This is a genomic window from Rhizobium tropici CIAT 899 (assembly GCF_000330885.1).
GTDB lineage: Bacteria > Pseudomonadota > Alphaproteobacteria > Rhizobiales > Rhizobiaceae > Rhizobium > Rhizobium tropici.
Genome location: NC_020059.1, coordinates 2,179,368 through 2,202,415 on the forward strand (window position 1 = coordinate 2,179,368; position 23,048 = coordinate 2,202,415).

General features: G+C 59.3%; 19 protein-coding genes and 1 tRNA gene. 6 read left to right on the forward strand and 14 right to left on the reverse strand.

Translation table 11 applies throughout. From position 1 onward, the window contains the following. Window positions 1–125 precede the first annotated feature (125 nt). Both RTCIAT899_RS10660 and RTCIAT899_RS10665 read right to left on the reverse strand, forming a co-directional pair. Complete coding sequence (locus tag RTCIAT899_RS10660; RefSeq protein WP_425281484.1) at window positions 126–2,741, reverse strand: mechanosensitive ion channel family protein; 2,616 nt, start codon at window positions 2,739–2,741, stop codon at window positions 126–128. Between the two features lie 394 nt (window positions 2,742–3,135). Continuing rightward, a complete protein-coding gene (locus tag RTCIAT899_RS10665) occupies window positions 3,136–4,551 on the reverse strand; it encodes an FAD/NAD(P)-binding protein (RefSeq protein WP_015340236.1) in 1,416 nt (471 codons plus the stop codon). 644 nt (window positions 4,552–5,195) lie between these two features. On the opposite strand from RTCIAT899_RS10665, the gene RTCIAT899_RS10670 reads away from it, so the two are divergent. Beyond that, on the forward strand, window positions 5,196–6,413 hold the full coding sequence (locus tag RTCIAT899_RS10670; RefSeq protein WP_015340238.1) for an SfnB family sulfur acquisition oxidoreductase: 1,218 nt from the start codon (window positions 5,196–5,198) through the stop codon (window positions 6,411–6,413). A gap of 20 nt (window positions 6,414–6,433) precedes the next feature. On the opposite strand, the gene RTCIAT899_RS10675 is transcribed toward RTCIAT899_RS10670, so the two are convergent. Together RTCIAT899_RS10675 and RTCIAT899_RS10680 are read right to left on the reverse strand one after the other, a co-directional pair. After that, window positions 6,434–6,901 (reverse strand): RrF2 family transcriptional regulator, encoded by a 468-nt coding sequence (locus RTCIAT899_RS10675; RefSeq protein ID WP_015340239.1) that lies wholly within the window; start codon window positions 6,899–6,901, stop codon window positions 6,434–6,436. 208 nt (window positions 6,902–7,109) lie between these two features. Continuing rightward, entirely contained in the window at window positions 7,110–8,570 is a 1,461-nt protein-coding gene (locus RTCIAT899_RS10680) for an FAD/NAD(P)-binding protein (protein WP_015340240.1), read from the reverse strand. A gap of 1,100 nt (window positions 8,571–9,670) precedes the next feature. Here RTCIAT899_RS10680 and RTCIAT899_RS10685 point away from each other — a divergent pair. Continuing rightward, entirely contained in the window at window positions 9,671–9,967 is a 297-nt protein-coding gene (locus RTCIAT899_RS10685; RefSeq protein WP_015340243.1) for a hypothetical protein, read from the forward strand. A 206-nt stretch (window positions 9,968–10,173) separates the two neighbouring features. On the opposite strand, the gene RTCIAT899_RS10690 is transcribed toward RTCIAT899_RS10685, so the two are convergent. The 8 genes from RTCIAT899_RS10690 to RTCIAT899_RS10725 all read right to left on the reverse strand — a co-directional run bounded on the left by RTCIAT899_RS10690 (window position 10,174) and on the right by RTCIAT899_RS10725 (window position 18,047). Further along, a tRNA-Lys gene (locus tag RTCIAT899_RS10690) sits at window positions 10,174–10,249 on the reverse strand. 124 nt (window positions 10,250–10,373) lie between these two features. Then, the gene (locus tag RTCIAT899_RS10695) at window positions 10,374–11,291 is read right to left on the reverse strand and encodes a PhzF family phenazine biosynthesis protein (protein WP_041677912.1); all 918 of its coding nucleotides are present in this window, start codon (window positions 11,289–11,291) and stop codon (window positions 10,374–10,376) included. Window positions 11,292–11,359: 68 nt separating this feature from the next. Then, on the reverse strand, window positions 11,360–12,103 hold the full coding sequence (locus RTCIAT899_RS10700; RefSeq protein ID WP_041677512.1) for a hypothetical protein: 744 nt from the start codon (window positions 12,101–12,103) through the stop codon (window positions 11,360–11,362). Continuing rightward, window positions 12,100–13,215 carry an endonuclease/exonuclease/phosphatase family protein gene (locus tag RTCIAT899_RS10705; RefSeq protein ID WP_015340247.1) on the reverse strand — a complete coding sequence of 372 codons (1,116 nt, stop codon included), beginning with the start codon at window positions 13,213–13,215 and terminating at the stop codon, window positions 12,100–12,102. The genes RTCIAT899_RS10700 and RTCIAT899_RS10705 overlap by 4 nt, the downstream gene beginning before the upstream one ends. 48 nt (window positions 13,216–13,263) lie before the next feature. Next, on the reverse strand, window positions 13,264–14,259 hold the full coding sequence (locus tag RTCIAT899_RS10710; protein ID WP_015340248.1) for an isopenicillin N synthase family dioxygenase: 996 nt from the start codon (window positions 14,257–14,259) through the stop codon (window positions 13,264–13,266). Between the two features lie 76 nt (window positions 14,260–14,335). Beyond that, on the reverse strand, window positions 14,336–15,367 hold the full coding sequence (locus tag RTCIAT899_RS10715) for an ABC transporter ATP-binding protein (protein WP_015340249.1): 1,032 nt from the start codon (window positions 15,365–15,367) through the stop codon (window positions 14,336–14,338). Beyond that, the gene (locus RTCIAT899_RS10720) at window positions 15,355–17,049 is read right to left on the reverse strand and encodes an ABC transporter permease (RefSeq protein ID WP_015340250.1); all 1,695 of its coding nucleotides are present in this window, start codon (window positions 17,047–17,049) and stop codon (window positions 15,355–15,357) included. Before RTCIAT899_RS10720 ends, RTCIAT899_RS10715 begins: the two co-directional genes overlap by 13 nt. 17 nt (window positions 17,050–17,066) lie before the next feature. Continuing rightward, window positions 17,067–18,047 (reverse strand): ABC transporter substrate-binding protein, encoded by a 981-nt coding sequence (locus tag RTCIAT899_RS10725; RefSeq protein WP_015340251.1) that lies wholly within the window; start codon window positions 18,045–18,047, stop codon window positions 17,067–17,069. A 171-nt stretch (window positions 18,048–18,218) separates the two neighbouring features. On the opposite strand from RTCIAT899_RS10725, the gene RTCIAT899_RS10730 reads away from it, so the two are divergent. Further along, a complete protein-coding gene (locus RTCIAT899_RS10730) occupies window positions 18,219–19,277 on the forward strand; it encodes an aldo/keto reductase (RefSeq protein WP_015340252.1) in 1,059 nt (352 codons plus the stop codon). 18 nt (window positions 19,278–19,295) lie between these two features. On the opposite strand, the gene RTCIAT899_RS10735 is transcribed toward RTCIAT899_RS10730, so the two are convergent. Continuing rightward, complete coding sequence (locus RTCIAT899_RS10735) at window positions 19,296–20,525, reverse strand: aminotransferase-like domain-containing protein (RefSeq protein WP_015340253.1); 1,230 nt, start codon at window positions 20,523–20,525, stop codon at window positions 19,296–19,298. Between the two features lie 221 nt (window positions 20,526–20,746). Here RTCIAT899_RS10735 and RTCIAT899_RS10740 point away from each other — a divergent pair, with 221 nt between their 5' ends. Genes RTCIAT899_RS10740 through RTCIAT899_RS10750 form a run of 3 tightly spaced genes read left to right on the forward strand, consistent with a single transcriptional unit; the run spans window position 20,747 to window position 21,972 of the window. Continuing rightward, window positions 20,747–20,956 carry an AbrB/MazE/SpoVT family DNA-binding domain-containing protein gene (locus RTCIAT899_RS10740; RefSeq protein WP_015340254.1) on the forward strand — a complete coding sequence of 70 codons (210 nt, stop codon included), beginning with the start codon at window positions 20,747–20,749 and terminating at the stop codon, window positions 20,954–20,956. Further along, window positions 20,956–21,333, forward strand: a complete 378-nt coding sequence (locus RTCIAT899_RS10745; RefSeq protein ID WP_015340255.1) for a type II toxin-antitoxin system VapC family toxin — start codon at window positions 20,956–20,958, stop codon at window positions 21,331–21,333. The genes RTCIAT899_RS10740 and RTCIAT899_RS10745 overlap by 1 nt, the downstream gene beginning before the upstream one ends. Window positions 21,334–21,384: 51 nt before the next feature. Beyond that, complete coding sequence (locus RTCIAT899_RS10750) at window positions 21,385–21,972, forward strand: class I SAM-dependent methyltransferase (protein WP_015340256.1); 588 nt, start codon at window positions 21,385–21,387, stop codon at window positions 21,970–21,972. A gap of 50 nt (window positions 21,973–22,022) precedes the next feature. On the opposite strand, the gene ilvC is transcribed toward RTCIAT899_RS10750, so the two are convergent. Beyond that, the gene (gene ilvC, locus RTCIAT899_RS10755) at window positions 22,023–23,042 is read right to left on the reverse strand and encodes a ketol-acid reductoisomerase (protein WP_015340257.1); all 1,020 of its coding nucleotides are present in this window, start codon (window positions 23,040–23,042) and stop codon (window positions 22,023–22,025) included. Window positions 23,043–23,048 lie beyond the last annotated feature (6 nt).

A 23,048-nucleotide genomic window follows, 5' to 3' on the forward strand; every position in this document is an offset into this window, starting at 1 on the left:
ACTATGCTCGTCGGCCGACGCCGTTCAAGGCGCGGGCCTTTCTGGCAGCGCGTTGTCCATGTCGAGAAGGTCGGCCTTAAGACCTCCAGATGGAGCACACAGGCGGCGGTTTACCTGCGTGCAACTTACTCCGCTGCGGTTCGGCCACGACGCCGGCTCGCCCCCTTTGCCTCCGGCACTTTATCTTCGCGGGACGAAGCAGAGGCCTCCTGAATGGCATCCCCGGCCTCGGGCCCGTCGGCAGAATCCGTCAGTGCTTCGGCTGTAGCATCCAGCTGCCTGCCCCTCCTACCGTCGCGAACGATATGCAGTTCCTGATGTGGATAGGGAATTGAAATCCCCTCCTCGTTGAAGCGCTTCAGGATTTCGATGCGCAGATTGTTGCGGATCTCCATGCCGTCGGAGAGATCGGACAGATAGAAGCGCATCTCGAAATCGAGCGATGACGGCCCGAAACGCAGGAACTCCACATGCGGCTCCGGATTCCTGAGCACCTTGGGGATCGAGCGTACCAGCTCCAGCAGAATATCCATCACCTTGCGCGGATCGGCATCATAGCTGACGGATACGGGGATTTCGGAGCGGCCGAGCCTGTTGCGATGCGTCCAGTTGCCGAGGGATGCATTGATGAGCTCGGAGTTTGGCACGATGATCGACTGCTTGCGGAAGGTCTCGATCTCGGTCGCACGCACCGAGATGCGCTTGACGATGCCTTCCGATGTACCCGAAACGATCCAGTCACCAACCTTGAACGGTCGCTCGACCAGCAGGATCAGGCCCGACACGAAGTTCGACACGATATTCTGCAGGCCGAAACCGATACCGACCGAGAGGGCACTGGCGACGAGCGCCAAGCTGGACAAATCGATGCCGGCAGCGGAAATGGCAAAGATCGCCGCCAATGCTATACCCAGATAGCCGATGCCGGTTCTCACCGAATTGCGGACACCCAGATCTACCTGCCCGCGCGCCATGACATTGCTGTCGAGCCAGCGCTGGAACCAGCGCGTCACCAGATAGCCGCCCGCAAACAGCAGGATACCGACAAAGATGCCGAGCAGCGAGATCGACATGTTACCGATCTTGATCTCGGTAAAGAGCCTGTAGGCGAAGGCTTCCAGGTCTTGAATGTGGAAGCCCCAGGAGAGCAGAATCAGGGGAATTCCCGTCAGCAGCGCGACTGCGTAGGTCGCAAGTCCGGCTGCGAGACCTGCCTGATCGAGCGCCACTTCACGCAGCTTCAGGCGGTTTTCCAGAAAGCGGCCGATAATGGTTTCGGCAAAAACGCCCTGCTTGGATACGGCCTTGCCGAGCTGAAAACCGAGATACATGGTTGCGATGACAGCGCTCGTCACGATCATCTGCGTTGCCATGAAGCGGGCAAGCCCCACATAGCCGATGAACGAGGTGAAGATCACCAATATGCCGAGAGCGCGAAGAATGATGGCCATGCCATGCGGCCAATGGCGGCCTGGCGCATCCGGATCGCCATTCTTGGCCAGCATCGGCGAGCCGAAGGATGCCGCAATCAGGATGAGGCCGATCAAAAGTGCGGCCAGGAAGCTTTTCGCTACGGTAACGACGACCGGTGATCCCATGGACTCGCTGATGCGGTCGAAGACATAATCCAGCCCGTTGACCACGGCCATCGCCTGCAGACACCAGGTGAGCGAATGCGCTCCCTTGTTTGACAGCTTGACCAGGCGCCAATGCGGCCGGAATGGCGCGAAGACGGCATTGCTGAGGCGACCGACAAAATAGACGAGGCCGATAAAGCCGAAGACCGCAGCCAGTATCGGCGCGATGTCGGGCCGCAGCACATTGAAATTCGAGAGAAAGAAGAAGGATGTGACAAGAAAGGCTGCCAGCGACAACGTGCGGATCAGCGTCGACCAGAAGGCGACGGAGAGTCGGCTGATATAGGGCGGATTCTCGATAGCCTCGTCCTGCAGGTAATAGCGGCGGAACAGCCGATAACCCCCAAAAAGAAATAGCAGCGCAGCGCCGATCGACAGGCAGACGGCAGCCAGAAGCGAGGCAAGCTTTGCCTTGAGCACGAAGGCGATCCAGCTCGTCACCGCGGCAGTAAACTTGATGCCCTCCTCGACCAAAGCCGCGCCTGCATCGTCGAATGTCGTGGTGGAAACCTCCGTCCGCTTGAATAGCGTCTCGGCAAACAACTTTCGGCGCATCTCCATGAATTGCATCGAAAGCCGATTGCTTTCTGCGGTCAGATTGTCTGCATCGAGGATCACGGCACTGATCTGCGAGCGTTCGGCATTGAGCCGGTCGCGCTCCTGCGTCACGATCGGAGCCTCAGGCGGCTGGCCTTCCTTCGGGGCAGCGCCGAGTTGCGTCAGGCGTGCATCGATCTCGGCGGTACGGGGTTTCAGGCGCGCGGAAATAGCAGCAGTGGTGCGATTGAGTTCGTCAACCTGGCCGGAGAGCGCTACGAGCGTCTCATCGTCAGCTGTTGCCTGCTTCGCCGCCTCCTGAAGCGATGCGTAGGTCTTCTTTGCCTTGCCGAGTTCGGTGACGGCCGTATCCAGCAGCCCATTGGCGAGCTGCCCGGGCGGTTGATCCGTTTGCTGCGATGTCTGGGCCGGCTGCTGATCCTGCGCAAAGGCGTTCTCGCCCGCCAGCGGACCGACGATGGCAAACATAGCCAATCCCAGCAGCAAAAGAGGCAATAGAAAAAGACGAGATTTCAGCGGGCGCAAGCAGAGCTCCTCGTTGCACATGAAGTCGCAGCCAATGGATGACCGAAATCGCCGCAAAAACAGAGACCCGACTCGTCCTATAATAAGATTGCGAATTCCATAGTCTTTACGCGCACGCCTTGTAAGACAAAGAAAGGCGACACGAAGGCATTTCACGCCCTTACCCTGTCCAGAACCTCGCTCAAAACCTGGTAACGCCGCCTCATATTGGGCATGACCCATCGCACGGACCAGCGCCCGTCCAGAAATAGACCAGAGAACCACCTTGGCAATGATAGATTATACGCGCTGGGCAATCAGGATGAAGGTGGCGCCATGATCGGCGCCCGCAGCAAGCCGATATTGTGCCGCGATGCGGCACGCTTAACGAACCAAACGATCGCCATCTCGCTTGCATGGAGACGCTGCTGAGTGTTCAGACCGCCTTGCACTGCGGATGAAAACGTTCTGCCACGCTTTCGGCGGCCGCATAGGCCTGCGTCACGATCTCAGGCACGAGATCGATGTCCGGGAGACTTCCAAGCCCTAGAGGACCGATGGCAAAAAGCCCCTCCGTCGAACGGCCATTGACCTCGAGTGCACCCGCTGCGTCGACGGCGAGACCAAGACCGAGCTCGTCCGGCACTGCGAGGCCGGCGTCGATAAGGCTGCGCAGCAACGGCGCATTCAGATCGGGCGCCTGGCATCGACAATCGATCACGTCATCGGCATAGAGCTGCTCGGTCTCCTGCCGTCCCGCGGGCCTCAAAACCAGCCCTGTCGGCGTCCGCCGGATGAAGTGACCGCGCCGCAAAAGCGTGTTGCCCTCAGCCATCTCCTGATTGAGGCGAATATGCAGGGCTTCGGGCAACCGGTTACGATGGCTGTCGTAGAGCGCCCGCAGATGACGATTGAACTGCTGCTTCTGACCAGCCGGCAGGGATCGCCATAGCGATCGGGCATGCTTGCGCAAACCATTCATGACGGACTGCCAGCTCTGCCCGTTCGCCTCCGCCTCCTCGCAAGCGCGGCGAATGAAGCGAACAATTTCGCTGAGTTTATCTGGCATCTCATCTACAGGGAAAACCGGGTCGGCATTGTTGCGCGTATGGCTCTGCGGCAGGAAGCCCCGCCGCGAAACGATGGTGATCTGCCCCGTATAGCCGTTTTCGCGCATCTGCAGCAGCCGATCGACCACGCGCAGGCCGCTTCCCAGCAGGATCGTGTGCGGTCGCGACACAAGGCGGCGCGCACGAACGGTGGTCGGGATCGTCACGAGATCGCTGGCCTGCGCCTCCCGATCAGCAATGCCGTAGCCCGTTGCCAGCACCACCATATCAAATGGCGCATTGCCGGCCCCGTCGCTCTCCACCACGAAACGGCCGCCGCGAACACGCCTGAGACCGAAGACCGTCTCGCTGCGGACCTGCACCGCCACATCGCGCCGTGATGAGAAGGCTTCCGAAAAGCGCTGGTAGACGTAGTCGCTGAAAATGCTCTTCGGCACGAAGATCTGCAGGAAACCCGGTATGGCGGCGGGGACGGCGCTGCGGAAAGGCGCATTGCTGGAGAGCCATTGATTGAAATCGTCGGGATCGCCAGCAGAGACCGAAAGATCGCGCACGCGGCTGTTGAGGATTTCGCTGCTATGTCCCGAGGCGAGCGCCTGACCACCGCTGACGCTGGAATTGGGATCGAAGAGCTGCAGATGGAAGGGAAAGCGCACTGTCTTCAACAGGGCGATTGCCATCATCATGCCGGAAAAACCACGTCCGATCACGGCAATCCGCGGCATCACATAGGCCGACGACGCCGCATTCGTCCTGGCGGAAAAGAATCCCTGAACCGTCATATCAACTCCTGGGGCGAGAGGTGGTCGATCATGCCTTTCTTGGGCTTTGTCACTTAACGGCCCGAAATTCAAACTCTGATCTCACGCTCGACAACCGAAGAACCGTGGCTGACAAAACGCATAGGAGCCGCTTCGGGTCTCAAAATTCCACCCTTCTTCTCCAACGAAAGAAAGGTGCGACAGGCAGGTCCAACTCGGTGCAATATCCGATGCCTGCAATCGTCCGCCGTTGCTTCTTGAAGCGATGAGGCGGCATGATTATTGTCATTGTCTACTTATTTAGTCGTATATGAAAGCGCGAAAATGCGCCTCTAGCAAGCGCTTTCTTCTGCGGGCGGCATCGGATCGGCGATAATGCGGCTTGAAAAACATCCTGCAGCCGGCTGCTTTCTTCGTGCCTCGCCTTCGATTGAACCGGGAAAAGGAAAGCAATTCCGGGCGCTAAGATCAGATTTCGAAACCGCTTTCGCTGTGGAGGGAATGGCATTGGACGGCACCGAGTTCGCTATTCGACCTGCCTGACATCGGGCCGAGCGCTTACAATTTTTCCGTCGGCGCCTATTATACAGAACGGTGCGAAACCAGCATCTCGCTGATTTGCCACGCCCTGAGGAGCCGAGCCGGCGCTTGCCGAGGAGTATCGAATGGGGACTGTTTCCCAATTGCATGAACGCGTCAGGCCGCCCGCCCATCGCGTTCAAAGCGAAGAAGAGGCGCTCGATATTGCGCGCTCGCTTGCGGCGGCCTTTGCACAGCAGGCGAGCGACCGCGATATCAACCGCATCCTGCCCTATGACGAGGCCGAGGCTCTATCCCAATCGGGGCTGCTTGGAATTTCCGTTCCTTCCGAAAATGGCGGCATCGACATTTCGAACAGCGTTCTCGCCGAAGTCATCGCCATCCTGGCGGAGGCCGATCCTTCCATCGCGCAGATATTGCAGACGCATTTTCACGTGCTGGAAGCGGTCAGAATCGGCGGCGGTGAGGACCAAAGGGCACTCCTTTTCGATCGCGCCATTACCGGCGATCGTTTCGGCAGCATCTTTTCCGAGGCGGGTGCGAGCGGCGCCGACCAGCATTCCTGGCATATGACATCAGACGGGGCCGGCTTCCGCCTCAACGGACGTAGCCGGCCGTCTGCCAGCATTCTCTTTTCAGACTGGATCGCGCTGTTCGCGGCAGCCAAACGCCAGGGACCGATGGCGGCCGTCGTGCCCAGAAATGCGGAAGGCATCCAAATCATCGACGATTGGGACGGCTTTGGTCAACGCACCTCCGGAAACGGCACGGTCATATTGCATAATGTCTATCTCGATGCCGACACCCTGCTCCTAGACCGAGAAAAGTTAGCCGAGCCGACGGTGATCGATTGCGTGAACCAACTCACGCGCGCTGCAATCAATCTCGGTATCGCCAGATCCGCACTGGCAGCGACTATGGAGTTCGTGCGGGCGCGCTCTCACCCCGGGGAAAGCGATGGGGATGAGCAAGCCGTCAATGATCCGCTGATCGTAACGAGAATCGGCGAAATTGCCGTCCGCATCGAAGCGGCAACGGCAACGATGGAACGGGCCGGCGGCAAGATCGACGCGGCGCAGATCAATCTCACGGAAGACCACGTCATAGATGCGGCGCTCTCCGTTGCGGCAGCCCAGACGATGACGGCGGATATTGCGATGGAGGCAGCCGATACGCTGTTCGAGCTTGCCGGCACGGCGTCGGCAGGCATCGGCCTGAACCTCGACCGCCATTGGCGCAACGCCCGCATCCATACGCTGCATGAACCGGCCCGCCAGAAATACCACATCGTCGGCAACTACCATCTCAACGGCGTGAAGCCGTTGAAGAGTTGGTTGCCTTGAAAGCCAAGGTACGTCGAAAATCAGGCGGTATGAGAAGCGCGTCGATCTTCCCGTTCCGGGACGTCGAAATCCGCGCCGCCGGCGACGAATTGTTCCAGCGACATGTTGTCGAGAATCTCGGCAATCGCGTCACGCACCTCCGTCATCGAGCGCCGTACCTGACAACGCTCCGGATCGGAACAGTCGTCGCAGGCTTCGTAGGCCGTGCGGCTGGCGCAGCGGATAGGAGCCAGCGGACCGTCCAAGGTACGGATGACGTGGCCGATGCGGATTTCCGATGCGGGACGCGACAGCGAATAACCGCCGCCTGGCCCCTTCTTCGAACGCAACACGCCCGCGTTTCGCAATTCGAGCAGGATGGTATCGAGAAACTTCTTCGGAATATTGTTGCGTAACGCGATATCGTTGATGAACGCGGTTTCACCCGGGCCGAGGCGTGCGAGATCCACCAGCGCCTTCAATCCGTACTTTCCTTTTTTCGTAAGCATCGCCGTCCGCTTTACTGCAAAGTCAATTGTTGAAAACCCGGCATGGCTCGAAAGAGACTCAACGGGCCGATCCTGTCAGCATGGGACTGCGGAAGTAACCCCGCAATCTCGTGGGAACAAGATAGTAACTCACAAATTGTATAGTTTATATGAGTAAATTTAGGCAAATGTATCGTCTGAGCAACGAATTTGCGGCTTTTCTTGGATTTCACGCGGCACTACTGTCCAGATATGCCTTCCCTCCCTCATACATGTAGCCGGCGATCGCGCCAGCCACCTGGTCGGCGACGAGAACGGCGTGCTCCACCACCTCGGGCAATCCCATCAATTCGCCGAAGGTTCCGCGTGCGAGCGGCCCGGAGATAAACAGAGATGGTATCACCGTCCCGTCGGCCGCCAAGGCGCGTGATTGCGTATCGCAGGAAAATCCCAAACGGGCGGGGTCCAACGTGAGATATCCGGCCTTCGACAGCTCATCGATCCAGGGTTGGGATTGCAGAATGCCTCGGTGTCCGGGACCGGTGGTGACGACCACCGCATCGAACTGCCTTCTCACGAACCGTTCGGAACGGCTCAATCGTAACCGGCAATCGATGACATCATCGGCAACGCCAACCTCGGCAACCGAAGCCGCCAGCACCTCAAGCCTGCCATTCGCAAGCGCCCGTTCGCTGACAGCTTCCACCTGCGGCGCAACACGGAAACGATGAACATCCCAAAACGGCCGCAAATGCCGAACCAGCCGGCGCCGCTCCTCGATCGGAAACGCCTCCCAGATTTGCCGCCCTTGCGTCCTTACCTGATCGATGACCGCATGCCAGCTGCGTCCTTCACCTTCCGCCCTGCGAATAGCCGCTCGCACGCTTTTCAGCAGATCAACCGCGGTTTTCGAGGGCTGATCAGCAAAATCGCCGAATGGCTCCTGCTTGACCGCGGCATGGCCACGCGAGCGCAGACCGCGTCGGGATATCGCGGTGACCGGCCCCTTATGTCCCCTGAGTTCGAGCGAGGCGATGACGTCGGCCGAGGTCAGGCCGTTGCCGACCACCAGGACGCGATCTCCGGCGCCGACGACCGAAAGCGCATCAGGACGCGTTGGGTCGGCAACAAAGCGTGGGTGATCGGCAAGCGCATCCCGCAACACCTGCGGCGGCAAAGGCGACGGATGGCTTGTCGCGATGACGAGAATATCGGCGTCAACGCGCTCTCCGCCAGCACCGGTCACCGCCCAGCGGCCGCCCGTCCTCTGGATCCGCTCGACGCTTTGCCTGACGTGGCGCAGCCGCCCGCTTTCGACGAAGGGACGGATCATGCTGTTGATATAGCTCCCGAAAATGGAGCGTCGCGGAAAAAGACTGCCATCGACGGCAATCGCCGCATCATCATCGGCAAGCGCATTATTTTCCAGCAGCCAGCGCTGAAAATGTTCGATATCATCGGGCAGCAGGCTCATCCTCGCCGCAGGCACATTGATGCGATGGGCGACATCCTGCGTGTCGTAGGCGAGCCCTGCCCCCAAACGCTCCCGCGGCTCGAATATGAAAACCTGCCCAGTCCGCAGCAACTGTCGCTGCAGCAGATGAAACGCAACCCCGGTCCCGGAAACGCCACCGCCGACGATAACGACAACAGGCAGGTCACGCGGCTGATGGTCAGAACCAAGGATCAATAGCCAACTCCCTCCAGATCGATCGCACCACGTGATTTCTGCAAGAGTTGGGCAATCGGACTTATCACTGTGCCGATGCTATACTCTATAAAATTTGTTGACAATACGATTGCAGCGCGCGCTCACCCTCGCCGCAACCAGCAGCAGTCAATAGAGTGCTGATATGTCTTTGGAAACAACTGGTTATTGTGCCTCGCACAACATTGTTTTTGCACCGCAGGATGCAAAAAACTTGGCATGCGCCCGCGGGAGGAACATACTAGCGGTTGTTCTGGTTCGTGTTCTCTGCGGGAGGAGAAACATCATGGAACTGCTTCGACTACTCTCCGCCTTCGATTATACGCTGATCGTGATTCTGGCCGCCATCTTTGTATTCAGCGTCATGGAAGGTGGATATAGGAAGCCTTGAACGCACATGGCCGAAAGCGATGGCCATTGCCATCGGCCAGACATGTCTGACGTTATTTGAACGCGGGGTGATCACCGGAAAGCTCCGTCGGCCCGGCCTATCCGAGCACAGGCGTGGGCATCGCTTGCAGCAACAGCATAATCTGGTGATGTAGATTGGTTGCTGCGCGATCAGTGCCCGGGCTGGACGTTCAGTCAAATCAGAGATTGTGGCTCGCGCAAGGTCTACGATATGGTCCAAACTCACTACCTCTAGTTCAATAACGGGACGTCTCGATTATACTTGCAAAAACAAAAGAAAAAATTGCAGCATAGGATTGTATAATCCGATGTATTTGTTCATCGCTTTGATGAAAACAATTCACAAGCTTCGCGCAAACAATTCATGAGATATTTCCATCATCGATAAAGCACGAAGCAAACAGGATATACTTATGGGATATGACTGGGACGGCATCAAGACACGCCGAATGCGAAGACTGAAATATGGGCTTTCCCTATTTCTTTTCACGATGTCGATATCAGCGCCAACCGCGTTTCTCCTGCATCTGCGCTGAAGCCATTGGCACATGGTCGCTTCGTGGCCGTTTCAAAACTTCTCCAACTGCGAAAGACGTCGTTCAACCTGCTGGGAACCAAAGCAAGCCTCAATTCGTTCCTGGAGGGACTTACCCGCAATCAAGGAGGGCACCATGGCCGACATCTCGCTGGACAAGGACATCAATGCGCAGATCGATGAACTGCGCAGCCAGATCGATCGGCTCTCCACCGACTTGGCAAAGCGGATTGATAGCGCCTCGGATCGCGCCGACGAGGCGCTTTCTTCAGCAAAGGGAAAAGTTGCGACTATAGCTGAGCATGCCCGCTCCGAGGGTCGGAACGTGGTGCAGGCCGCGAAGGAAAATCCGACAGCCACAAGCTCCGTCCTGATCGTGACGGCGCTCCTCGGCTTATTTACCGGCCTTCTACTGGGCAGGCTTTCCGACTAGAGCGACAACTCTACCGACAACGTCGCGCTACGGAGTTTAGCGCGGGATGCGATGAAGCTCATGGAAAGCCGCTGGAGCGAGATCGAGCCCGCTGCATTCCGGAATAGCACGGAACTTGAATTGGAAACCGTTTCCAATCTGCAGGAAACCGCGCAGCCGAAAACCCTCGAGACGTTTCGAATTAACTAACGATTTCAAGGAGTTTTTGGTGGGTGATGTAGGGCTCGAACCTACGACCCGCTGATTAAGAGTCAGCTGCTCTACCAACTGAGCTAATCACCCGTACCGCTTGCTGGCGGCGTGACCGGGCATATAAATAGGATCGGTTTGATTGTCCAGCGGCCAGACGAATTTTCTTTGTTTTTTTGTCAAAAAAATTTCAGGGGCGGCAGAAAACTCAATGAAATCAAAGCTCAAGAATTCCTGATGCAACACGCACCGCCTGGCCGCCGATGCGGGCATTGGCGATCACGCCGCCATTGATATCGAGGTGAAGATGAATCAGTGATGGCCGTCCCATCTCGATGCCCTGCTCTATGACGACAGGATGATGCCCATCCGGCAAAGCATCGAACTGATTGATCGCACCGGACAGCGCCGCCACTGCAGAACCCGTCGCCGGGTCCTCGACGATACCCATTCCCACGGGGAACATGCGCGCGTGGAATTTGGCAACGTGATTGACGCCGCCGCGGCAATAAATGAAAGCCGAAGCAAGCGCGCCGTCGACGAAGGGCACCGTCTTTTCCCAAAGCTGCAGATCGAACTCCAACCTTTCGGCCGCGCCCACATCGTGCACCGGCACCAGAAGAAACGGTACGCCTGCACTCCATATGGAGAGTACATGGTTCTCGAAGCCGATCTCGGTGATCTTCAGGCCGAGTGCATTGGCGATATCGGCCCTGTCGAGCGGCAGCGGGATCTCCTGCGACTTCTTCGGTAGATCGAACTCGGCAAAACTCGCCTTGTTCTGGCGTAGCTTGATGGCGCAGCGCACCGGTCCGACACGCTCGTCGAGAACGGAAACGAGATCCAGATCACCGCCGTGATTGGCATGGACCTTCTCCGCCAAGGCGATCGCCGTGCCGACCGTCGGATGCCCGGCGAAAGGCAGCTCGCGGCCGGGCGTAAATATGCGCAGGCTCGCTGTGTGGGCTGGATTTTGCGGCGGCAGCACGAAGACCGTCTCGGAAAGGTTCATCTCCCTGGCGATCGCCTGCATTGCCTCATCGCTCAGGTCCCCCGCATCGAAGATGATTGCGAGCGGATTGCCCGCCAGCCTGTTGTCGGTGAACACATCATAGACACTGTAGCTGCGCGCCAATCTGGCCTCCATCCATACTTCCAGACCTAATTATTCATACCGGCAAGCGACCCCAGCGCAAGCCCAAGCTATCTACCGCCACCGAAGAACCAGGCAAGGATCGGCAGCATCGCCACGCTGTATTGATGCGCGGCGGGATCGGCCGAGCGAATGGCGACCACGCCATCGACCTCGTCCTCTTCGGAAACCAGTATATGCGCCTCGATGCGCCGAAGCATATCCTCGGCCGTCCACGGAAAGCGGAAAACCCGAAAGAGTGTGACGGAACGTTTCATATGGGTTGCGTAGTATCCAGGCTCGGCGATCGCGTCGTTCAAATCCAGGCCGGTTTCCTCCAGCACCTCGCGTCGCATATTGCCGGCGACGTCGGCGTGCTCGTCGACAATATCATTTTCGTCCATCGATCCAGCCGCGCAATAGATTTGGCCAGGATTGGCAGTGTGCGGCGCCATGCGGATCGCGATGATCGCACCATCGGACGATACCGCCACCGGAAATGCGAAAAGATGAAAGCCACCGTGCCGCTCGCTTTGCTTGCGCCACCAAAGGAAGGTCGAGAAAGGCGTCACATAGGCTTCACCCCTGACGTGGCCGTCGGCGAGCGAAAGACGACGCTGGAAGATCATGCGCCCATCAAAAAGGGCCGGATTGTCCGCGATTTCCCTTGCCCAGTTCTCCCGCGCCGCTTCAGACTCCTGAACGTGGAAAGGATGCTCGCCAGGCAGCACGGCAAGATCGATCCCGGAAACGGGAAATACGGTGCTTTCCGGCGGCCACCCGGCCATATCGCTCTGCAATCCTAAAGTGGTCATATCAAATCCAATGTCATGACGACGGGGCAATGATCGGATGCTTTCGGCCTGTCCCAGCCGACGCGCGGATAGCGCTCCACTTCCTGCCCCGGTGGGAATATGGTTCGGAAAGGCTGGCCCGAGCGGATGATATCGGGCACGCGCGTTGCATTGGCGCGAGCCAGCGCCGGAGAGAGCCAGATGTAATCAAGCTGGCAAAGCCGCTGCTCCTGCGGCCCTCGGGCGTGGTAAAGCGTCCAGCGGTCAAGCTCCTCTCGCCGCCGCACGACGTTCTCCGCAAAGCCGTCATGGCTGAAAACATCGAGGGCGCTGCCCTTCTCCTCGCTGCGCGGCTCAAAACGATAGCCGGTGCGACGTGTGCCGATGACGTCGATCCATTCCTGATAGTCGTTCATGTCGCCGCAGATGGCGAAATTCTTCGTCGCCGTGTGGCCAGCCCCGAAGCGTTCTTCGATGATGCGGCGAACCGCCATGGCCTCGGCTCGGCGGATCGGCATGGTTGCATGACGTCCATCCACGCCTTCGCGTGCAGGTCCCATCGATTTCAGATGGATGACATAGAGCGAGAACGGCACGCCGCCGATATGGAGATGCAGCTCCAGGCAATCGCGCTTGAAGATCTTGTCCTCCGAATGAAGGCCGAGCTCCGTAAGCTCGTCGTTGAAAAGGCCGAAACTGCCGTAGGTCACCATGGCGCGACTCTTGATGTCGTTAAGCACGATCGGCTGGCCGTCGCGCGTCTCCTCACGCATCATCACGGCGACATCGATACCGCGGCTGTCATTGCCTTCGATCAGGAATTTCTGCCGATAGCCATTGCCGACCATGCGGTAGAGATAGCCATATTCGAAAGCCTGCAGCGCCGCCATGTTGTCGACCTCCTGCAGGCAGACGATGTCGGCATCGGCATCCGCAATCGCAAGCGCCGTCATCTGCCTGGTGTCGTCGGTTGCCGCAATCACACGCGCCGCTTCCAGCTGCTGATAGATCTCTTCATTACGGACATCGAAGAGCTGCAGAACGCGATCCTGGCGCAACTGATTGCGAAAACCAGTGTAATCAAAACGGGTCAGAAGATTTTCGACATTGAAGGTCGCAAGGCGCAGGGACATGAAGCATTCCAGTTTAAGAAAAATGTGAGCCGGCTTATTATACTCGCATCATCCGGCCTTGGCGGTAACAGTCGATTTGAACTTGCCCATAAGATACGGGCCGGAAAGAACGCGAGCATATTTCGGCTCCTCCCCTTCCTTCAGGCACGACGGCAGGCAGGCGATTTCGGCAAACCAGTTCGGCTGGTGGAAGAAGGCCAGAGACTGGCGGCGCTGCATGCCGCCCTCTTCCGGCGGCGGGTTGACGACGCGATGCACCGTGGACACCCAGCGATCGTTGGTCCAGAGCGCCATCAGGTCCCCGATGTTGATGACGAAAGCACCCTCCACCGGCGGCACCGGCGTCCAGTTGCCATCGGGGGCGATGATCTCTAGCCCTTTCGAGCCGGGTTGCGGCAGGAGGATCGTCAGACTGCCGTAATCGGTATGCGCGCCGGCGCGAAGCTGGCCCGGCTGCGGCGGCACATGCTGTTCGGGATAATTCAGCGCCCGCAGCGCACTGATCGGCGCATCGACGTAGGAATCGAAGAAATGCTCGTCGAGGCCAAGCGCCGCTGCGAAGACGCGCATGATGCGCGCCGCCAAATCTTCCATCGCCCGATAATAAGCCTTCCATGCCTCCGCGAATCCTTCAGGCCCCTCCGGCCAGATGGTCGCGGCATAGCAGAAGCCGAGTGCTTCAGGATCTGTCATGCCTGAGGGCACGGAAAGCGGTCCGCCATTGAAGCTCTCCTTCAGGTCTGGCGGCGTATCGACATTGCGCGATTTCGCGAGCGCCTCTGTCCCCGGCCCGAGATAGCCGTAGGGGTAACCGGGATAGAGCGTTTTCGCCTTCTGCTTCACCTCAGACGACAGATCGAAAAACGTCTGTGTCTTCTTCCAGACCTCGGCGATCACGGCATTCGCGACGCCATGGTTGGCAATCGCCAGGAAGCCGGTCGATCGGCAAATCCGATCCACCTCCGCGCCAAGCCGCTTCTTCTCATCATCACCGGCTGCTTCGAAAGCGCCGAGATCGAAAATCGGAAAGCTATGATGGGACATGCGCGACTCCCCTTCGTGACGTCAAGCAAATCAAGCATAGGAGGCGACATGGGACAACCATCTTGTCCCCGGCCGATCAAAGCCGCCAGGCCGAGCGGATGGCAACGGGATAAACGTTACCCGCGGCAACAGCCTCACGACTGTAGGCACGCAGCACCTGGCCATCCGGCATTGATAGCTTCATCGCATATCGCTCACCCTCGTAGAGAACGGAATCGACCCGGCACGAAATACCCTCGGCATCGGCAATCACATCCTCCGGCCGCACGAGGATATCCGCAACCGCCGAACCATCTGCCCGCTTCTCCCAAAGCCTCCGGAACGACGACCAGTCGATGCGTCGTGGCCCGCCGTCGGGAAAAGCGAGCAACAGGATAGCGCCCTGCCCGACAAGGCCGCCGACCATTTTCCCTTCGGGGCGCGAATAGATTTCCGCAGGCGGCGCCACCTGCAGCAGCCGCCCTTCGGACATGACGGCAACATCGGTCGCAAGCGCCATCGCCTCGCTCTGATCGTGCGTGACATAGACCATGGTGGCGCCGGAGCGCCGGTGAAACTCGCGAAACGTCTCCTCCATCTCCTTCTTCAGATGACGGTCGAGATTGGCGAGCGGCTCGTCGAGCAGCACGACATCGGGCGATGTCACTAGGCAGCGAGCCAGTGCCACACGTTGCCTCTGACCGCCGGAGAGATCGGCGGGCCTGCGTTCCGCATAATCGCCAAGGCGTACGGTCGCCAGCGCCTCGCGCACCTTCTCGCGGTAACGCTCACCGGAGATGCCGCGTACCTTCAGCGGATAACCGACATTGTCTGATACGTTCATATGCGGCCAGAGTGCATAGGACTGGAACACCATTGCCATGTTGCGCCGCTCCGGCGGCAACATGTTTGCGGCATCCGCCAGTAGCCGTTCGCCGAGATGGATGGAGCCATCCGTCGGCTGCTCGAAGCCGGCGATCATTCGAAGCACGGTCGTCTTGCCGCAGCCCGAGGGGCCGAGCAGCGCCAGGAAACCACCCTCGCGAACATCGAGCGACAAGGCGTTGACGGCAGCACGTCCGCCCACGCCGAAATCCTTGCTGACATGATTGAGGATCAGCTTCGCCAAGGCACCACTCCCTTCGGCAGGCGCTTGGCCATGATTTCCAGAAGCACCATCATGATGACGACCATGGCGATGACGATGACCGACATGGCCGAGGCCAGATCGGCACTGCCGCCATCGTCGAGATTGTAGATGACGACGCCGAGCGTCTGCGTGCCGGCCGACCAGAGCAGCGCCGAAACGGTCAGCTCGTTGCAGGCAATCAGGAAAACGAGGATCACGGATGCGCCGGCCGCCGGCGCGATCAACGGCACGATGATATCGGTCAAACGCCGGAAGAATCCGGCTCCGGAAAGCCGTGCCGCCTCCTCCAATGCCGGATCGAGCTGCAGGAAGGCGCTCATGACCGGCTTCAGGCTGACGGCGAAATAGGCGGAGAAATAGGCAAGCAGAATGATCCAGATCGTCCCGTAAAGTGTAACATTCAGGATCGGCAGCGGCGCTGCGAACACCAGAATGAAGCAGACGGCGATGATGATGCCCGGAAGCGAATACGGGATCTCGATCATGCCCCCGACGATGCGGCTCAGCATGTCTCTACGCCGCGTCAGCGCATAGGCCGCGAGCACCGTCACCAGCAGCAGACCGAGCGCCGTTGTGCACGCCAGAAACAGTGAATTGGAAAAGGCGGTGCGCGTTATGCTCTGCCGAAACAGGATTTCCGTAAATGCGTTGAGCGACGCCGTCTTGACGGTGAGCGGCACGCCATATGCCGGCACAAGCGCACCTGCGACCAGAGCCAGGAAGGGAGCAACAAGCATGACGAACAGGATGGCATGGAGCGCCGGCAAGGCAAGATAGCGCCAGCGGCCGAGCGAAAAGGCAGCAGCCGCGCCGGAAATGCCGATGACGCGGTAGTCACGCCCCTTCAAGGCCCTGCCCTGCACGGCAAGACCGGCAACGGCAATGACGGCGATCATCGTCGACAGCACGGCGATATCGCCGAAGGTGCGCGGCCCGAAACTGGAGAACTTCGTGAAGATCAGGGTCGACAAGGTATAGATCGAGGCGGGAATGCCGAGGATCGCCGGAATGCCGAAATTGCCGATGGACGAGACGAAGGCAATCGCAGCGCCTGCAATGACACCGGGCAGGGACAAGGGCAGGATGATATCGCGGAAGACGCGCAGGCCGGACGCGCCCGAAAGCCTTGCGGCCTCGACACCATCGCGCGGCAGCGCCATCAGGCCGGCGCGCAAGGCGAGATAGACGAGCGGCGCATGCTGGACGCCGTAGAGCAGCGCGATGCCGCCGATAGAATAGAGCGGCTGCGGCGAGCCGAGCGGCGGCGCGATATGCAACGCTTTCAGCAAGGGGCTCGACGGCCCGGACATCTGCACCCAGGCGAGTGCCGTTACTTGCGGCGGGATCATCATCGGCAATACGAAGAGGAAGCCGAGCAGCCCCCTGCCCGGCAGATCGGTCAATGTCAGCAGGAATGCAAAGAGACAACCGAGCAAGACGGAAACGATGGTGCCGAGGGCAGCCGTCTCGATCGTGTACCAGGCCGAGCGCCAGAGCGAGGGATCGGTGATGAGTTCATAGGCGCCACCCCTAAGCAAGGCCTCGATGCCGGCAAGCGCCAGCCGCGCCAGCGGCAGGACGCTGAGCAAAAGCACGACGGCAACAACAAAAGGAAACAGCCAGGCCGGCTGGCTGTTTCCTCGACGCACATATCGGTACATTCCAAATCCGGGTTGGATTACTTCGACTTGAAGTAGGTGGAGAAAGTCTTCAGGGCCTGATCCGTGTTCTTGAGAGCATCGGCGGCATTCAACGGCAAAACCTTGATGCTGTCACGTGCCGGGAAGCCTTCCGGCAGCGGCGTGCCGTTGCGAGCCGGAATATAGCCGAGCTTCAGGAAGCCTTCCTGCCCCTTCTCGGAGAGAACGTAATCGACGAATTTCTTCGCGGCGTCGGCATGCTGCGTTCCGGCGAGAATGCCGACCGGCTCGGTGACCGCCGAAACGCCCTCCTTCGGGAAGACGAATTCCAGCGGAGCGCCCTTGGCCTTTTCGCGGATCGGCATGTAGTCGACGATCATGCCATAGGCCTTTTCGCCGGAGGCGACGGCCTTAAGCACGGCACCGTTGCCGCCGGAAGCGATAGCGCCATTGTCGGCGAGATTCTTGTAATAGTCCCAGCCCAGGCTGCTAACGCCGGCAAGCGTCTGCGCATGAATGAGAGCAGCGCCCGAAGCAAGCGGGCTCGGCATGGCGACGAGGCCCTTGGCTTCTGGCTTTACCAGATCCTGCCAGCTCGCCGGCTTCATCGCGGCAGCCGTGTTGTAGACGATGCCGGTCGTGATCACCTTGGTGGAGTAGTAGCAGCCGCCGGCGTCATAGAGCGACGGATCGTAATTTGCGGCTTCCGGCGACTTGTAGGCCAGCAGCTTTCCAGCTTCCTTCAAGCGCTCCAGCGTCACCATATCGGCGATCAGCAGAACGTCGGCGACGGGAGCGCCGGCCTGCATCTCAGCCTGCAGCTTGGCGATGATCTGCGGCGTGCCGTCGCGAACCCAATCGACCTTGATGCCGGGATTGGCGGCCATGAAGCCGTCGACGGTCGCCTGCGCATCGGCATTCGGCTGGCTGGTGTAGAGGACGAGGTCGGCGGCGTTGGCGCTACCGGAGAAAAGAGCAACGGCCAGCAGGCCGGCAAAAGCGGAAACAAAGGTCTTCATGAAGCGTCCTCGGCTAGGTTGTATGAGGTTGTCTAGACGCAGGGCTTAACATGATTGTGACAGTTGAATTTGAATAGATTGCCGTTCGTATGATGATTGAATCTTGACCATTGTTCTCTGGCGCTATTTCTTGACGCACGTATTTCAGACGGGATCGAGGAGGACAGATCGATGGAATATCGCCTGCTTGGCCGCTCCGGCCTCAAAGTTTCCACCATCACTATGGGCACCATGACTTTCGGCGGCGTCGGCTGGGCAAAAACCGTTGGCGATCTCGGCGTCAAGGAAGCAAAGAAGCTCGTCGACATGTGCGTGGATGCCGGCGTTAACCTGCTCGATACGGCCGATGTCTACTCGCAAGGCGCGTCAGAGGAGATTCTCGGCGAGATCATCGGTGGCCAGCGGAAGAACGGCGTGCTCATCGCCACCAAGGCGCGCTTCCCGATGGGGCCTGGTGTCAACGATGCCGGCTCATCCCGCCAGCATCTTATCCAGGCCTGCGAGGCAAGCCTGAAGCGCATGAAGACCGACGTCATCGATCTCTACCAGCTGCATGAATGGGACGGACAGACGCCGCTGGAAGAGACGATGGAAGCGCTCGACACATTGGTTCGCCAGGGCAAAGTCCGCTATATCGGCTGCTCGAACTTTTCCGGCTGGCACATCATGAAGGCGCTCGGCGTCAGCGAGCGCGACAAGCGCGAACGCTTCGTCAGCCAGCAGATCCACTACACGCTGGAAGCCCGCGACGCGGAAAACGAGCTGGTGCCCATCAGTATCGACCAGGGCCTCGGTATCCTCGTCTGGAGCCCGATTGCCGGTGGTCTGCTATCTGGCAAGCACCGCCGCAATCAGGCGACGCCGGAAGGCACGCGGCAGTTCGCCGGCTGGACGGAACCGCCGATCCGCGACGAGAACCGCCTTTGGAATATCGTCGATGCGCTGGTGGAGATTGCCGAGGGTCGCGGCGTTTCGGCGGCCCAAGTGGCGCTTGCCTGGCTCATCGGCCGCAAGGGCGTGACCTCGGTTATCATCGGCGGCCGCACCAAGGCGCAGTTCAAGGACAATCTTGCGAGTGCCGAGCTGAAGCTGACCGACGAAGAACGCAAGCGGCTCGACGACGTCAGCTTGCAGCCGCTGATGTATCCCTATTGGCACCAGCGCAATACCGCCAGCGATCGGCTGAGCGAGGCCGATCTGGCTCTGATCGGCCCGTATCTGACGAAGTAAAAAAACGGCAGTGGCGGCTTAGGCCGCCATTGCTCCGATCTCGCCTGCAATCAGCTTGCCGAGCCGCGAGATACCCTCTTCGATCATCTCGTCATTGGCACAGGAGAAGCTGACGCGGAACGTATTCGCGCCGGTGCCATCAGCAAAGAAGGCCTGACCGGGCACGAAGGCAACCTTGGCTGTCTCGAGGGACCTTGCCAGCAGTTTCGCCCCATCCATGCCCTTCGGCAAGGTGATCCAGACAAACATGCCGCCTTGCGGCTTCGTCCAGCTCGTACCGTCTGGCATGTATTTCGCAAGTGCGGCCAGCATCCAGTCGCGGCGGTGGCTATAGGTCTTGCGGACCTTGGCAACCTGCGCATCAAAACCGCGCTCGGCGACCTGATGGATCGCGATCTGGTTGATGGTCGAGGAATGCAGGTCGGCCGCCTGCTTCATCAGCACCAGCTTGCGGATAACAGGCGCATTCGCGACGATAAAGCCGACGCGAAGGCCAGGCGCCAGGGTCTTGGAGAAGCTGCCGCAATAGATCGTGCGCGTGTCGTTGATGCTGCCCTTGCGCGCGATTTCCAGCGCCAGGATCGGCGCGACCGGCTCACCGTCATAGCGCAGAGACTGATAGGCAGCGTCTTCGATGACGGCGATATCCAGCTCTTCGGCAAGGTCGAGCAGTTTCTTGCGGCTAGCCAGATCGACGGTCTCGCCCGTCGGGTTGGCGAAGTCGGCCGAGAGATAGGCGAACTTCACCCGGCCACCCGCCTGCGAAGCCGCGGCGCGATAGGAATCCGGCGTGCGGTTGCCGTTCGGCGTCAGCTGATCGTAGGTCGGCTCATAGGCGTTGAAGGCCTGCAGCGCGCCGAGATAGGTGGGCGCCGTCACCAGCGCCGTGTCCTTCGGTGACAGGAAGAGCTTGCCGAGATAATCGAGCCCCTGCTGTGAACCGGAAACGATGAAGACATTTTCGAGCTCACAGGGAATGCCGAGCGCGCCCATCTGGCCAACAAGCCATTCGCGCAACGGCTTGTAGCCTTCGCTGACCGAATATTGTAGCGCTGCATTGACAGTTGGACCGGAAAAGATGTCGGCATAGGCCTGCTTGAATTCGGCATCCGGAAACAGAGCGGGATCGGGAATGCCACCGGCGAAGGAAATGATATCCGGCCGCTCCAGCAGCTTCAGCAGCTCACGGATTTCGGAGGCGCGCATACGGCTCGAACGCGTCGCAAAGATATTTTCCCAATTCAACATGGGGCTTCCTCGTAATTTTTGGTCTTTGTGCCACAAGATCACGCAACAAAAGATAAGTCAACAATACTGACCTATTTTATTTGTGACAGTGACAAACAACTCTCGAAACTGATCGATGCCTTACCGGTCATCGATGCTCAGACCGCTTCTGAAATGACCTATACATTTTTCTCTGCGGGTGTTATTCTTACGTTGCATCCATCGATCGGAAGAACGTAAGAATGGCCACGGCAACTCTCTCCTCGAAATTTCAGATATCGATCCCGAAGGAAGTTCGCGACCAGCAGCATTGGAGCGCGGGCCAGGAATTCGTTTTCATTCCGAAGGGCAAGGGTGTGCTGCTTATTCCCATACCCGAACTTGCCGACCTCAAGGGCATGGCGAAGGGCGCCAACCCCAACCATTACCGTGACCGGAAAGACCGGTTCTGATGCGCGTCGTTGATAGCTCAGCCTGGATCGAGTGGCTAACCCAAGGTCCGGCTGCAGATCGGCTCCAGAGCGAAATGCCTGCGCGAACCGAATGTATCGTCCCCACCATCGTCCAGCTCGAACTCGCCAAATGGCTGGAACGCGAGCGCGATGAGGACGCGGTCGATTCCTTCTTCGCTTATAGCGCCACCTGCATCATCGCTCCCCTCGATACCGCCCTCGCCCGCCGCGCCGCCGAAGTCTCGGCGCGACACAAACTGGCGCTCGCCGATGCGATCATCTACGCCACGGCCGAATTGCACGACGCCGATGTTCTGACGCTGGATGCGCATTTCAAGGACCTGGAGCGCGTGATCTATTTTGGCAAGGCACAATAGATGCCCTTTTCCGCTTAAACGCGATACATCTCGAAAAAGGCGCCAACCAGCATGAGCACCGACCCGACAGCGTCCTTCTATACCGACAACGCCGCCAGCTACGCGGCGCGTGAACGCCAGCTACCGCGTCAAAGGCTGGATGCCTTTCTGGCCGCCCTGCCCGCCCCCGCAGCCATCCTCGAACTGGGTTGCGGCGGCGGCCAGGATGCCGCCTATATGCTCTCGCGCGGCTTCGACGTCACGCCGACGGACGGTTCAGCCGAGCTTGCCAGGGAAGCGGAAAAGCGTCTCGGCAGGCCTGTTCGAGTGATGCGTTTCGAAGCCTTGGACGCTACCGAAATCTTCGACGGCATATGGGCGGAGGCCAGCCTCCTGCATGTTCCGCGATCCGCCCTGCCAGATATCTTCGATCGCATTTTGCGCGCCCTGAAAACGGGCGGCATCTTCCACGCCAGCTTCAAAGCGGGTGAAGCAGAGGGGCACGACAAGTTCGGACGCTATTATAACTATCCGTCGGCCTCATGGCTTCGGGATATGCTGAGCACTGGCGGATGGAAGAACATCACCATGACCGAAGCCGATGGTGGCGGCTTCGATGGCGAGCCGACAAGATGGCTCTACGTCGCGGCCCATAAATAGAAAGGCCGGAGCTTTCGCCCCGGCCCTCAAATCCGACTTTCGCCGAAAGCTTAGTTGACCGACTTGTCGACCAGCTTGTTCTTGCCGATCCAGGGCATCATGCCGCGCAGCTTGGCGCCGACTTCTTCGATCTGGTGGCTGTCGTTGTTGCGGCGGATACCCTTAAAGCGGGCAGCGCCCGAACGGTATTCCTGCATCCACTCGGAGGTGAACTTGCCGGTCTGGATGTCCTTGAGGACGCGCTTCATCTCAGCCTTGGTCTCTTCGGTGATGATGCGCGGACCGGTGACGTATTCGCCCCACTCGGCCGTGTTCGAGATCGAGTAGTTCATGTTGGCGATGCCGCCTTCATAGATCAGGTCGACGATCAGCTTCACTTCGTGCAAGCACTCGAAGTAGGCCATTTCCGGAGCATAGCCGGCCTCAACCAGCGTTTCGAAGCCGGCGCGGATGAGCTCGACGAGACCACCGCAGAGAACAACCTGCTCGCCGAAGAGGTCGGTTTCGCACTCTTCGCGAAAGTTGGTTTCGATGATGCCCGAACGACCGCCGCCGACGCCGCAGGCATAGGAGAGAGCGAGTTCAAGGGCGTTGCCGGAAGCGTTCTGATGAACCGCTACGAGGCAGGGAACGCCGCCGCCCTTCTGGTATTCGCCGCGAACCGTGTGGCCCGGGCCTTTCGGAGCGATCATGACGACGTCAACCGAAGCCTTCGGCTCGATGAGGCCGAAGTGAACGTTGAGGCCGTGGGCGAAAGCGATCGCAGCGCCGTCACGGATGTTCGGGGCGATGTCGGCCTTGTAGATGTCGGCCTGCAGTTCGTCTGGGGTCGCCATCATCATCAGGTCGGCCCAGGCAGCTGCCTCGGCAACGGTCATGACCTTGAAGCCGTCGGCTTCGGCCTTCTTGACCGTGGGGGAACCGGCCTTCAGCGCGATCACGAGGTTCTGTGCGCCGCTGTCCTTCAGGTTCAACGCGTGAGCGCGGCCCTGCGAACCGTAGCCGATGACGGCGACTTTCTTCGACTTGATGAGGTTGAGATCGGCATCACGATCGTAATAGACGCGCATTGTTTG

What these genes read in the sequence shown, in the direction of transcription:
- RTCIAT899_RS10725 (WP_015340251.1), bottom strand. Translation starts at nt 18,047, where the DNA reads ATGAAGACCTTTGTTTCCGCTTTTGCCGGCCTGCTGGCCGTTGCTCTT.
- RTCIAT899_RS10740 (WP_015340254.1), top strand. Translation starts at nt 20,747, where the DNA reads ATGGCCACGGCAACTCTCTCCTCGAAATTTCAGATATCGATCCCGAAG.
- RTCIAT899_RS10710 (WP_015340248.1), bottom strand. Translation starts at nt 14,259, where the DNA reads ATGTCCCATCATAGCTTTCCGATTTTCGATCTCGGCGCTTTCGAAGCA.
- RTCIAT899_RS10660 (WP_425281484.1), bottom strand. Translation starts at nt 2,741, where the DNA reads ATGTGCAACGAGGAGCTCTGCTTGCGCCCGCTGAAATCTCGTCTTTTT.
- RTCIAT899_RS10750 (WP_015340256.1), top strand. Translation starts at nt 21,385, where the DNA reads ATGAGCACCGACCCGACAGCGTCCTTCTATACCGACAACGCCGCCAGC.
- ilvC (WP_015340257.1), bottom strand. Translation starts at nt 23,042, where the DNA reads ATGCGCGTCTATTACGATCGTGATGCCGATCTCAACCTCATCAAGTCG.
- RTCIAT899_RS10670 (WP_015340238.1), top strand. Translation starts at nt 5,196, where the DNA reads ATGGGGACTGTTTCCCAATTGCATGAACGCGTCAGGCCGCCCGCCCAT.
- RTCIAT899_RS10745 (WP_015340255.1), top strand. Translation starts at nt 20,956, where the DNA reads ATGCGCGTCGTTGATAGCTCAGCCTGGATCGAGTGGCTAACCCAAGGT.
- RTCIAT899_RS10735 (WP_015340253.1), bottom strand. Translation starts at nt 20,525, where the DNA reads ATGTTGAATTGGGAAAATATCTTTGCGACGCGTTCGAGCCGTATGCGC.
- RTCIAT899_RS10675 (WP_015340239.1), bottom strand. Translation starts at nt 6,901, where the DNA reads ATGCTTACGAAAAAAGGAAAGTACGGATTGAAGGCGCTGGTGGATCTC.
- RTCIAT899_RS10720 (WP_015340250.1), bottom strand. Translation starts at nt 17,049, where the DNA reads ATGTACCGATATGTGCGTCGAGGAAACAGCCAGCCGGCCTGGCTGTTT.
- RTCIAT899_RS10665 (WP_015340236.1), bottom strand. Translation starts at nt 4,551, where the DNA reads ATGACGGTTCAGGGATTCTTTTCCGCCAGGACGAATGCGGCGTCGTCG.
- RTCIAT899_RS10700 (WP_041677512.1), bottom strand. Translation starts at nt 12,103, where the DNA reads ATGACCACTTTAGGATTGCAGAGCGATATGGCCGGGTGGCCGCCGGAA.
- RTCIAT899_RS10685 (WP_015340243.1), top strand. Translation starts at nt 9,671, where the DNA reads ATGGCCGACATCTCGCTGGACAAGGACATCAATGCGCAGATCGATGAA.
- RTCIAT899_RS10730 (WP_015340252.1), top strand. Translation starts at nt 18,219, where the DNA reads ATGGAATATCGCCTGCTTGGCCGCTCCGGCCTCAAAGTTTCCACCATC.
- RTCIAT899_RS10705 (WP_015340247.1), bottom strand. Translation starts at nt 13,215, where the DNA reads ATGTCCCTGCGCCTTGCGACCTTCAATGTCGAAAATCTTCTGACCCGT.